8 protein-coding genes are annotated in these 12,903 nt (G+C 44.5%); 3 read left to right on the forward strand and 5 right to left on the reverse strand.

Translation table 11 applies throughout. The features are described 5' to 3' along the window. Positions 1-257: 257 nt before the first annotated feature. The 3 genes from glyA to AC5JP1_RS08355 form a co-directional block, all read right to left on the reverse strand. Positions 258-1,514 carry a serine hydroxymethyltransferase gene (glyA, locus tag AC5JP1_RS08345; RefSeq protein WP_319051105.1) on the reverse strand — a complete coding sequence of 419 codons (1,257 nt, stop codon included), beginning with the start codon at positions 1,512-1,514 and terminating at the stop codon, positions 258-260. Between the two features lie 467 nt (positions 1,515-1,981). Beyond that, on the reverse strand, positions 1,982-2,482 hold the full coding sequence (locus tag AC5JP1_RS08350) for a chorismate--pyruvate lyase family protein (RefSeq protein WP_493843779.1): 501 nt from the start codon (positions 2,480-2,482) through the stop codon (positions 1,982-1,984). A 99-nt stretch (positions 2,483-2,581) separates the two neighbouring features. Continuing rightward, positions 2,582-3,955: a GNAT family N-acetyltransferase gene (locus AC5JP1_RS08355; RefSeq protein WP_493843780.1), complete on the reverse strand. Its 1,374-nt coding sequence runs from the start codon at positions 3,953-3,955 to the stop codon at positions 2,582-2,584. A gap of 605 nt (positions 3,956-4,560) precedes the next feature. On the opposite strand from AC5JP1_RS08355, the gene AC5JP1_RS08360 reads away from it, so the two are divergent. Continuing rightward, entirely contained in the window at positions 4,561-6,780 is a 2,220-nt protein-coding gene (locus tag AC5JP1_RS08360) for an NADP-dependent isocitrate dehydrogenase (protein WP_493843781.1), read from the forward strand. 378 nt (positions 6,781-7,158) lie between these two features. On the opposite strand, the gene icd is transcribed toward AC5JP1_RS08360, so the two are convergent. Further along, positions 7,159-8,418, reverse strand: coding sequence for an NADP-dependent isocitrate dehydrogenase (gene icd / locus AC5JP1_RS08365; RefSeq protein ID WP_493843782.1), 1,260 nt, complete (start codon positions 8,416-8,418; stop codon positions 7,159-7,161). A 456-nt stretch (positions 8,419-8,874) separates the two neighbouring features. On the opposite strand from icd, the gene AC5JP1_RS08370 reads away from it, so the two are divergent. Together AC5JP1_RS08370 and copM are read left to right on the forward strand one after the other, a co-directional pair. Next, positions 8,875-9,486 carry an rRNA large subunit pseudouridine synthase E gene (locus AC5JP1_RS08370; protein ID WP_443525360.1) on the forward strand — a complete coding sequence of 204 codons (612 nt, stop codon included), beginning with the start codon at positions 8,875-8,877 and terminating at the stop codon, positions 9,484-9,486. A 215-nt stretch (positions 9,487-9,701) separates the two neighbouring features. After that, positions 9,702-10,568 (forward strand): CopM family metallochaperone, encoded by an 867-nt coding sequence (gene copM, locus AC5JP1_RS08375; protein WP_493843783.1) that lies wholly within the window; start codon positions 9,702-9,704, stop codon positions 10,566-10,568. Between the two features lie 171 nt (positions 10,569-10,739). Here copM and AC5JP1_RS08380 read toward each other — a convergent pair whose 3' ends face one another. After that, positions 10,740-12,755: a M61 family metallopeptidase gene (locus AC5JP1_RS08380; protein ID WP_493843784.1), complete on the reverse strand. Its 2,016-nt coding sequence runs from the start codon at positions 12,753-12,755 to the stop codon at positions 10,740-10,742. Positions 12,756-12,903: the final 148 nt, after the last annotated feature.

Genomic DNA, 12,903 nt, shown 5'->3' on the forward strand with positions numbered 1-12,903 from the left:
ACATCAACTTAGCGCTCTCATATTGACAATCAAATTCAGGCGAATTCACTATATTTGTCAAATAATGTTGATAGTGGTTTGAGGTATACATAACAGACTTAAAGTTGCTTAAAATTACTAGATGATAATGCCAGTACAAGGTTGCGCTAGATGCTCAGATATTTATAGAGGACAACAAAAAAACCGCCTAGCAAATGCTAAGCGGTTTTTTTATTCAACTCTCAAGGAGAGCTGACTCAATCAGTATAGATTTAGGTTTACTGGTTTTTCTCGTACACTGGCAGCTCTTTGCAGATCGCTTCTACTTTACCACGTACTTCAGTTGCAACTGCTTCATCACCGCGGCTGTCTAACACGTCACAGATCCAACCTGCTAGATCAGCTGCTTGCGCTTCGTTAAAGCCACGAGTCGTGATTGCTGGCGTACCGATACGGATACCAGAGGTCACGAATGGTGACTTTGGATCGTTTGGTACTGCGTTTTTGTTGACAGTGATGTGTGCATCACCAAGCCACTTGTCCGCTTCTTTACCAGTCATTTCTTGCTTAACGAGGCTGATCAGCATCAGATGGTTTTCGGTACCACCAGAGATGATGTCATAGCCGCGCTCTTGGATGACTTTCGCCATTGCTTGTGCGTTCTTGACTACTTGCTGTTGATAAGTTTTGAAGTTGTCTTCTAGCGCTTCTTTAAAGCAGACTGCTTTTGCCGCGATGACGTGCATCAACGGACCGCCTTGGTTGCCTGGGAATACCGCAGAATTAAGCTTTTTAGCCAATTTTTCATCACGTGACAAGATCATACCTGAGCGCGGGCCACGTAGGGTCTTGTGCGTGGTAGTGGTGGCTACATCGGCAAAAGGTATTGGGTTTGGATAAACACCGCCTGCAACCAGACCAGCAACGTGTGCCATATCTACCAACAGGTACGCGCCTACTTCGTCAGCGATGTCACGGAAACGCTGCCAATCGACTACTTGTGAATACGCTGAAAAGCCAGCAATGATCATTTTTGGCTTGTGTTCACGTGCTAGAGCGTCTACTTGGTCATAATCGATCAAACCAGTACCGTCTACCAACCCATACTGTACAGCGTTGTAGTTCAGGCCTGAGAAATTAATGTGCGCGCCATGCGTCAAGTGACCACCAGCGTCTAAGCTCATGCCAAGTACGGTGTCATTGGCTTCTAGCAATGCTAAAAATACCGCAGAGTTTGCTTGGCTACCAGAATGTGGCTGGACGTTGACATACTCAGCACCGAACAACTCTTTTGCACGATCAATTGCCAATTGTTCAACGACATCCACATGCTCACAACCACCGTAGTAACGCTTACCAGGATAGCCTTCTGCGTATTTGTTGGTCAGGTCAGTACCCTGCGCTTCCATTACTGCTTGTGAGCAGTAGTTCTCAGACGCAATTAATTCGATATGGTTTTCTTGACGAACGCTTTCTGCGGCCATGGCTTCAGCAAGTACTGGATCAAAATCTTTGATAGAAATATCTTTAAACATAGTGATGTCCTAAGTAGTGACTGTCATTGAAAAAATGTCATTGAAAAGAAGCTGATAGCCTGCCCACAATAAAACAACTAATGCGTCAACGTCGCTTGAGGTATGTTAAACACCTCTGCACTCTGTTTTTCTACAATCTGTTGTCTTTTTACGTTCTGTTTTATGGTATGTCCACTATTGTGAATGGCGTCTATTAGCAAAGAATAAAATAAGAACAAACACAGGCGATTAACCTGCTATTAACTTGACTGATTCGTCAATAAAATCGATATACATTTGCATCGATATCACTGCGAAAGATTAAGTGTAACATGAAAATTTATACGATGAGCGCAAAAAAACCTCACCTTAAGATGAGCGAATTAAATGGTCATATAACGCAGCTAAATAGCCAACAAAATAAAGGATTTACCCATTGAGAATTTTCGCCTACCTGCCTTTTTGTATGAATAAAGGGATAAAAAAATTTACAGCGCGTTAGATAAAAATGCAGGCAAGAACGTTTCGCTAATCATGAGCGTGCGACCATGCCAGTCATAACGCGTTTGTCGTTGCCAACCGTCATTCGTTTGGCTAACAAAGCGCTCATTTGGCAAAGTACGGCAGCGCTTAAACAGCACATAGCCGATAGGGGTGTTTTTGAGTTGTTGAAGGCGGCGTGCTTGACCCTGCAAACTATATAGCGGAAAGATACTTTGGGCTTGTACCCATGGCGCGTCATCACAGCCGTAGAGTTGTACCTCGCGCACCCATGCCAGCATCGGTCGTCCTAACATACCACCTGTTATACCCAGCTGCTTTTTTTGCATTAGAGACAGCTGGCGATAGCCTTCAAAGCTACGTTTTACCCGCAGCGGCTGCCCTGCCCTCTCTTCTAGCATAGCAGTGAGAGAGCCTTTGGCACCCAGCCAAGGCAACAGCTCGGTAGGTGGTAGATAATGCGTAGAATGAGAAAGGTTACAGGTCATAGTTGATAGCTGGTACGCTTTGATAGGTATTTGATAGTTAAAAGGTGCTTGCGCGTAGAAGCAGCATTCACCATGGCTGATTGCCGTTATAAGTGACTGCTATGAGTTGCTACTATTAAAATCAGGCATATTATCCGCGTTAAAAGGCAGCGCCTCAAACGCCTGCTTGCGATACTGTGCCATATGCATCCGATCTCTCATACAAAAGTCACCAATCGCAGGTACAAACCGCGGATCATAAATACGGTGGATAGAGTGCGTCGTTGTTGGAATAAATCCTCGAACCAATTTATGCTCCCCTTGTGTCCCAGGATCAAAAAACGTCAACCCCCGTTCGATGGCGAACTCAAGACCTTGATAATAGCACAGCTCAAAATGCAAACTGTCATACTCACCAAGCGCACCCCAGTAACGTCCATACAAGGTAGCATTGCCATCAACATTATCCCTATCAGAATTCTCATTATCGCTATTAGGGTCATCATATAAGAACAGACTACTCGCGATAATCTCACCACCAGCATCAAACGCTTGTGCGAGCATAATATGTTCAGACATACTCTCTGCCAATACCATAAAAAAGTCTAGCGTGAGATAAGGCTGCTGTCCACGCACCGCATAGGTCATGACATAGCAATGATAAAAAGCTTTCCAGTCTGCCTCACTGATTGCATCGCCGCACTTTCGCTCACAGGTGATACCTTGCTCTGCAACTTTGCGGCGCTCGGCACGAATGGTTTTGCGTTTTTTGGCTTTTAGCGTCATCAAAAACGCATCAAAATCAGCAAATGGTTGACTGTTATTGAGCAAATCTTTGTTTTGCCATAAGAACTGGCAGCCTTGGCGCTCGAGTATAGGCATCTCGATAGGCACGGCATCAGCACCACTCTCTTGTGCGACTATCGCACGCTCTACATCAACTTCAGTAGGCATAGAGATGGTAGCAATAGATGCCAGCGTAGGAGTGACAAATAGCCCATGCCAGCTTGAGGCACCCACTTGCTGGGCAATATCGTCAATACCTGCAATGGCTGTTTTGAGGATATCGTCGTTTAGGGTTTCCCCTTTTGCTATCCAAAGACGCTGACCTGTAATCGGGGTATAGGGTACGCTGGTGACCAAACGCGGATAATAATCTACGCCATAGCGCGCGTAAGCTTCCGCCCATGAATGATCAAATACAAACTCACCGCGATGATGACCCTTTATAAATACAGGCATCACGGCCACAGGTTGCCATGCACTTTCTGCAGGGCTGCTTACTGAGCCATCGGTACTGCCTTCGCTACCAGCATGATTGTCGACTCGATGTACCAAAATAAATATCGGTAGCCAGCCTGCTTGCTCACCAATCGCGCCAGTGTCAGTCAACGCTTGCCAAAACTCAAATGACATAAAAGGGGTATCTGGCGTTTGCCATTCTGTCTGGTTCTGCCAACTGGTATCATTGATCAGCGCATACTCTAAACTCATATTCATCGTCGCTATATATAGATAATCTATCTGTTGATGACCTAGCCTAGCAAATTTTTGCGGTTTTGCTGTCACAATTTGCAAAAATTATTGCGGCGTAATAAAAAACCACCGATTGAGAGGTCGATGGTTTTTTGTTATGCGGTTGCTGCAGCATTTGGGTCGATATAAAAGCCCATAAAAAGACAGTAGTTGTATGGAAAAGATGATATCGAAGCCGATGACTGGTAGAATAAGGTTGTTATTAGCTTAGTACAATTAGAAATCATAGGATATGGATTAAAACAGTATACTTGGTTCATCGTATATGATTGACAACCTATCGGATTTATAGTGGATTGATTATAATATACCGTCAGTGAATGACTCTTAAGCAATATCGCATCACAGTTGACGTATTGCCTAAGAGTGCTGCTTGAATAAATTTTATTAAAAGAAAATGCTTTACCCATCTTGAATATTGCTAATTTGAATATTGCTAAGCAGCTACATACAACGTACTTGATCGAACGATATCATTCATTACTGCATAGTATCATTGACCCATCTTCAACACTGTATTTGAGCTTTATTATTAACGACAACTAAAGGAAGATCTAAATAAAATGTCAAAAATTATTTATACAAAAACTGACGAAGCCCCAGCGCTGGCGACTCTATCTTTTTTACCTATTATTAAAGCGTTTACGCAAACTGCAGGCGTCTCTGTTGAGAGCACTGATATCTCTGTTGCCGCGCGTATATTGGCCGAGTTCCCTGAGTACTTGACTGAAGAGCAACGTGTTCCTGACAACTTAGCTGAGCTTGGTCGCCTGACTCAAGACCCAAATACCAATATTATAAAACTACCTAACATCAGTGCTTCTGTACAGCAGCTCAGAGCCGCTATCAAAGAATTACAAAGCAAAGGTTTTGCACTACCTGATTTCCCAGAAGATCCACAAACTGATGAAGAAAAAGAATTGCGTAAGCGCTATGGCAAGAGCCTAGGTAGCTCTGTCAACCCAGTACTTCGTGAAGGCAACTCAGATCGCCGCGCGCCAAAAGCAGTCAAAAACTATGCCCGCAAACATCCGCACTCTATGGGCGAATGGAAACAGTGGTCAAGCACGCATGTATCACACATGCATGGTGGCGATTTCTATGATGGTGAGCAATCTATCACGCTAGACAAAGCCCGTACCGTACGTATGGAGCTACTACTTGATGATGGCACCACGAAAGTATTAAAACCTAAACTTGCGCTGCTTGATAAAGAAATCATCGACTTGATGGTTATGAGCAAATCTGCGTTGCTAGAATTTTATGAGCGTGAAATGGAAGATTGCCGCGAAGCTGGTATTCTATTCTCACTGCACGTAAAAGCCACCATGATGAAGGTGTCACACCCTATCGTATTTGGTCACGCGGTACGTATTTATTATAAAGAAGCTTTTGAAAAGCATGGCGAGTTCTTTGATGAGCTAGGCATCAATGTAAACAACGGTATGGCAGATCTATACGACAAAATCGCTACCCTACCATCATCAAAACGCGAAGAGATTGAGCGCGACCTACATGCCTGTCAAGAGCATCGCCCGCGTCTGGCGATGGTGGACTCTTCAAAAGGTATCACCAACTTCCATTCGCCAAGTGATGTCATCGTTGATGCCTCTATGCCAGCGATGATTCGCTCAGGTGGCAAGATGTGGGGTGCAGACGGCAAAATGTATGACTGCAAAGCCGTGATGCCAGAGTCTACCTTTGCGCGTATTTACCAAGAGATGATCAATTTCTGTAAATGGCATGGCAACTTTGATCCAAAAACAATGGGCACCGTGCCTAACGTTGGCTTGATGGCTCAAAAAGCTGAAGAATATGGTTCACATGACAAAACATTCGAATCTAGCGATGCTGGTACTGCCCGCATTGTAGATGTTGAGACCGATGAAGTATTGCTAGAAAAGCGCGTTGAGAAAGGCGATATCTGGCGCATGTGTCAGACCAAAGATGAGCCTATCCAAGATTGGGTAAAACTTGCAGTACGCCGTGCGCGTGATTCAGATACACCAGTTATCTTCTGGCTCGACCCATACCGTCCACATGAGAACGAGCTGATCAAAAAAGTCAGAACGTATCTAAAAGATCATGACACTAATGGCTTACATATCGAAATCATGTCTCAGGTTCGTGCCATGCGTTATACCTTGGAGCGTGTCGCTCGCGGTCTTGATACCATCTCTGCTACCGGTAACATCTTACGTGATTACCTCACTGACTTATTCCCAATCCTAGAGCTAGGTACCAGTGCCAAGATGCTATCGGTTGTGCCATTAATGAAAGGCGGCGGTTTGTTTGAGACAGGCGCTGGCGGTTCTGCACCAAAGCATGTTCAGCAGCTCACAGAAGAAAATCATTTACGTTGGGATTCTTTGGGCGAGTTCTTGGCATTGACAGAGTCTCTGGATCATCTGGCGACAAATGATAAAAATGCCAAAGCCAAAGTGTTGGCTGACACGTTAGATACCGCAACTGAGAAGTTGCTATTGAACGACAAGTCGCCATCACGCAAGACAGGCGAGCTGGACAACCGTGGTAGTCACTTCTATCTTGCTATGTACTGGGCAGAAGAGCTGGCGGCGCAAGATCAAGACGCGGAACTAAAAGCGACGTTCGCAGAGCTGTCGCAAAATCTGCAAGACAACGAAGCGGCTATCGTCAAAGAGTTCAATGATGCTCAAGGCAAATCTGTAGATATCAAAGGCTACTACTATGCTGACGAAAAACTAGCGACACAAGTAATGCGCCCAAGCAAATTGTTTAATGACGCATTGGCATCGCTATAGTTTGTTTAAATAGCTGTGCCGAGATAATTGAGCATAATTGTCTTTAGGCTTTAAAGTCGAAGTTAGTTATGCCGGTTATGCTATTTACAGTCACTGTAAATCAAACACCTCAATAGTCTTAGGACATTGAGGTGTTTTTTATGCGCGCTCTAAAAATATGGAACGCTCGCTTTTATACAGCACCCTATATAGATGGTTGACCTTATCGTCCACCTGTCGTATCTACTCTTACAATGACTAGCTCTATTCTTCCTTTTCAATTTTCAAATATACAAAAAGCCACCTACGTCAGCAGATGGCTTTTAATGATGTTTAATAGAGCATAGTGCCCTGAGCACTGATATTATTTAAAACTTCTATGGCGCAGCACGTATATCGCTAAGCATCCATATGCTTAATGACTGCTTTACCAAATTCAGAAGTACTGAGTAAGATAGCGTCAGGCATGAGACGTTCAAAATCATACGTCACTGTTTTGTTTGCAATCGCGCCTTTGATACCGTCGATGATAAGATCAGCCGCCTCACACCAGCCCATGTCACGTAGCATCATCTCAGCAGATAGTATCAATGACCCTGGGTTTACTTTGTTTTGACCAGCATATTTGGGCGCGGTACCATGTGTAGCTTCATAGACTGCGATAGCACCGCCTTTGTTTGCTCCTGGCGCAATACCGATACCGCCGACCTCAGCCGCTAGCGCATCAGAGATATAGTCGCCGTTTAGGTTGAGCGTTGCGACTACAGAATAGTCTGCAGGACGCATCAAAATCTGTTGCAGAAACGCATCAGCAATCACATCTTTAATAATGATGTCGTTGCCGGTTTTTGGGTTTTTTATCGTCATCCATGGGCCGCCATCTAATAGCTCAGCACCAAAGCGCTCTGCTGCCAGCTCGTAGCCCCAATCCTTGAATGCCCCTTCAGTAAATTTCATAATATTGCCTTTGTGTACCAGAGTCACATTTGGCAAATCATTATCAATAGCATACTGGATTGCTTTACGTACTAGACGCTGGGAGCCTTCTTTTGAGACAGGTTTGATACCGATACCGCAGTTATCATCAAAACGAATCTTGGTGACGCCCATCTCTTCTTTTAGGAACTTAATAACTTTTTTAGCATCCTCGCTACCTGCTTTCCACTCGATGCCAGCATAGATGTCTTCTGAGTTTTCACGAAAAATAACCATATCTGTCAGCTCAGGATGCTGAACTGGGCTTGGCACGCCTTCAAACCAACGTACTGGACGCTGACAAACATATAGGTCGAGCTCCTGACGTACTGCCACATTGAGTGAGCGAAAGCCACCACCCACTGGCGTGGTCAATGGGCCCTTGATACTAACGACATAGTCTTTTAAAATCTCTAACGTCTCACTTGGTAGATAATCACCGTCGTATATCTTGGCCGCTTTTTCGCCGAGATACGCTTCCATCCATACAATAGATTTTTTGCCATGATAGGCTTTATCGACCGCCGCATCGACCACCTTTCTCATGACGGGTGTGATGTCTACCCCGATACCATCGCCTTCAATAAACGGAATAATCGGATGATTGGGGACGTTTAACGACAAATCAGCATTTACGGTCACTTTTTCGCCGTCTCTTGGTACGATAACTTTATCATATGACATAGATGATACTCCTTGATTGTCTGTTATAGAGCACAAACGAGTTGGACACGCTGTTATGCTAGCGGTTTTCTTATCGTTCTAGCGCCTACACACTTGTGATTTGAGCAAATATGAACTGAATAAAGCCGTAATAACTGTAGCCCTGGTATCATTGGTTTGAACCGTACTAAAAATAGTTTTAAGCGACAGAAGCTAAGACAAAAACAACATCATAATCAAACTGAATGCTTATCTCGCCAAAAATACAAAAAACCACTATTGGGATATGGATTTAGAATAGCAATAAACCTATATGACCACTGTCCTACTTTTGTAGCGGATGATGCGACATCTATTCTGTCACTGACAAGACGGCTATGCTGATTGTTTAATGCCGATTACTCAATACTGGCGTGACCTTATAAGACATAGGCTACAATAGACCACCACTCACCAAATACTAGGAAATATCGTTTTATGTCTAGTCTCGTTTTATTCAACAAGCCTTATGGCGTGCAAAGTCAGTTCAGAGATGACAGCAATAACGATCACACTACCCTATCTGAGTACTTTACCGATAAGTCTTTACGTGTGGCAGGTAGGCTTGATGCCACATCAGAGGGTCTACTTATTTTGACCGATGATGGGCGTGTCAATAAAGCCATCACTCATCCACCCAAGGCCAATGCTGGACGCAAGCAAGGTAAGACTTACTTAGTACAAGTCGAGGGGATTCCTACTACCGAGCAACTGAGCAAACTGCGTAAAGGCGTGATTCTAAAAGATGGTAAGACCCTGCCCGCCACTGTTAAACACGTCCGTGAAGATGAGTTGCCAATGATGCTCTGGCAGCGTAACCCACCGATACGTGAGCGTAAAAGTGTGCCGGACTCATGGCTGATGATGACGATTTACGAAGGTAAAAACCGTCAAGTTAGACGCATGACTGCTCATGTTGGTCTACCTTGTCTACGCTTGATCCGTTGGTCGGTTGCAGGGTTTGAACTTGACAATCTAGGGGTTGGTGAGTTTGTGCGCATCTCCTTAGATAGCGCACATTATCAGCAATTGGGTATTATCAATCAGTGAACACTACTTAGCTGTCTGTTGCTGAGTTGCTCGTTGCTCAGTTACCGATATATAATTTCATATAATATAAAGATATTACGACCTATTAAACATAGCGTCTCGAATGGGTAAGGTTTATCTGCTAAAATTCGGCACGTCATTGGTTATGTATAGCCATTAGTTGTATAAAGTGGGTCTTATCCATTTATCGTCTTATTTTATAATAGGGATATGTCATGATTGCTTCTCATCGTTTTGCTTTGTTGGCTACCAGCATTTTCGCGGCGCTTTTGCTGAGCGCGTGTCAGCCAGCAGCAGAGGACAATCAACCGGCACCCGTAGAAGAAAGCACGCCACCAGTGACTGATACTACTCATGCTGAGCATGACGACATGAGCGAAGATGCATTGCAAGACGATGTAAACGTCACGGATGCCTCCGAGATGACGGATATTCTCAAGGACTATAAGAAAACCATGACTAATATGCATGCTGAGATGCTGATTGGTATGGGTTACAACGACCCTGATACTGCATTTGCCAAAGGTATGCTTGGACATCACCGCGGCGCAATAGATATGGCAAAAATCCAGCTGAAATACGGTACTGATGAGGCTATGCGACAGCTTGCTCAAGATATTATCACCGCACAGCAAGCTGAGATTGATATTCTAAATAAATGGCTTGCCAGCCACCCTGATGCACCCAAACCTAAGCCTAATACGACTGCCATGCAGCATGCATATGCCAAGAGCATGGAAGACATGCATGGTGATATGACATTAGGTATTGCCGATCCTATGCCTGATATGGCCTTTGCTCGTGGCATGTTACCGCATCATATTGGCGCAGTAGATATGGCAAAAGTCCAGCTCGAGTACGGCACCGATGAGGAAATGCGCCAATTGGCACAGACTATTATCGATACACAGCAGGCAGAGATTGATGTCATGCAAAACTGGATTGCAGCGCTTCAAGTTTTGAACAGCGCTAAGAACAACACTGATGTTATAGATCCTGACAACCAGCCTACTGAGAATGAAAGTTCGGACAATAAAAATACCGATAATAACCGTGTTGACAAAAGTACTGAGGCACAGTAGCAAGAATATCGGGAGGCAGTAAACTACTAATGACAATCCCCCAACAAGCATCATTGCTTATTGGGGGATTATCGTCAGTGCAGCATTAGTCGGTGCGGTATAGGTTATGAATGGCGTTGCGTGTCGCGAGCTATACTAGCGCACCTAATGTTGACACACCACTTAACATATCTAATCTGACTGATGATTCATAACGTTTAGCCACATCTCCCAGCCTGCTTCTGCTTGCGCCTCATCGCCATTGCCTTGTAACGCCTTGCCTTCTTTTGCTAAGCGTAGACCGATTTTATGAGGGAATGAGTTTTCGCTAGCATTATTGCTATCCATGCTGTCTTTTTGCTGCGCTTTAGTTGGTTGCACTTGAATACACATCAGCTCATCACGGCGGAACAAGTAACACTCGACAGGACGCTTGGCGTTACTAAGCGAAGCCAACTGCTTGCTGTCTGCTTTTATACCATCAATCGCAATAATGATGTCATGTGCTGAGATGCCAGCTCTGGCAGCCACGCTACCACGCATTACTCGATTGACCTTAAGTCCAGCTGGCGTGTCGCTACAGCGCATACCCCAAGGCACATGTTTATCAGCCACTTCCTTTTTATTGACCTGTATTTTGATACCGTTTTCGATTAGCAATGTCTCAATGGGTAGCTCCTCTACTCCATTGACATAACGACGCTCAAAATCCTCCCACTCTGCTAGCGGCATGAACTGCCCAATCACCGTACCCATATCGGTGCTACTGATACCGATACGCTTATTGTCGTTTTGCTTGGCTTGAGTATAGAACGCTTTGACCACATCAAAGAGACGATAGCGACCATCGGTGTTTTTGAGCAGTATCAGATCCAAACACAATGCCACTAGCGCACCTTTATTGTAGTAGCTGATGCCTGCATTGCCCGTATTTTCGTCAGTACGATACAGCTTGATCCACGCATCGAAACTCGACTCTGCCACGCTTTGGTTGCTGCGCCCAGGCGTTTGATAGTAACGATTGATTTGTTCCGCCAATAATCTCAGATAGCTTGGCTTGTCGATCACACCAGACGCCTGCAGCATAAAATCATCGATATAAGAGGTAAATCCTTCAAACACCCAAAGCAGAGGCGTAAATGCTTCGCGGCGTAGATCAACATCGATCATGACATCGGGACGCACTGTTTTGACCCACCACGAGTGAAAATACTCATGACTGCATAAGCCCAAGAACCGTTGATAATCGGTACTGGGTAGTTTTGGCTCATCCATATTTGGTAAGTCACGGCGCGGCGTAATCAGGCTAGTAGAGTTAATATGCTCAAGCCCGCCGTAATCTTGACCACTGGCAAAGGTCATAAAGGTATAGTCATTGAATGGCGCATCGCCCAGCCAGTCTAGATAAGTCTGACAAATCTGAGTGACATCTTGCTGTAGCCTGCCCATGTTGGCGCTATGCTTACCTGAGAGATAAAAACTGTGTTGCAGCGTCTCATGCTGATTATCCTTGATAATAAAATCAAATTTTTGCTGTTCTGCAACCTCGAAAGGATAGTCGATCAGCTCGTGGTAGTTGTCTGCCTGTAACTGATAACTGTGCTGTCCATCTGTGTCCTGACCTTCAACACGCAGATGAGTAGCTGCCAAACCACACGCCAAAAGTACATCATTCTCTTTTTTATCTAGCAAAAATGCCGCAGGTACAATCAAACTGACCTGTACGGGTTCTAGCTCTTGTCCATCAATTGCGAGTGCGAGCGAGGTAAAATTACCATACAGACGCTGCTGGTCAACATACGCCGTACGCACTGATAAATCATAACAGTAGACTTCGTACGCGACATTTACCGTTTGTCCTGCCTGTACAGCTGGGAGTTGCCACGTATGTTTATCTATTTTTTGTGCGCGATAAGTCTTGGAGGACTCGTCACCCTCTTTTATTTGGCTGTCTATGATTTGATAGTGTACCGCAGTAATATTGCGGGCAAACTCACGCATCAAATAACTGCCTGGTATCCATGCTGGTAGCCAAAGTTGAGGCGCGGCTGAGGTTGTCGTAAAGGTCAGTGACACATCAACCAAATGCTCAGAAAAACGCGCAAAATCGAACCGATAACTGATCAAGGGCAGTCGCTTGGCATCATTATGGCTGATGGACACATCGCTCGTTGGTTGATTGTTGGCAGTATTGGTAAATGAAGTCATCGTCTCTCTCTTCCTTATTTTTATCATTATGGTAGAAGCCAGTTCTAAAAAACGCAACTCCCAAACCTTAAATAGCCCATAGCTACCCATCAACTATAGAAAATAACAGTTATTATTGTAAATTGGGGCATTAATTGGCTTTTTTTAT

The organism is Psychrobacter sp. H29 (assembly GCF_059073055.1).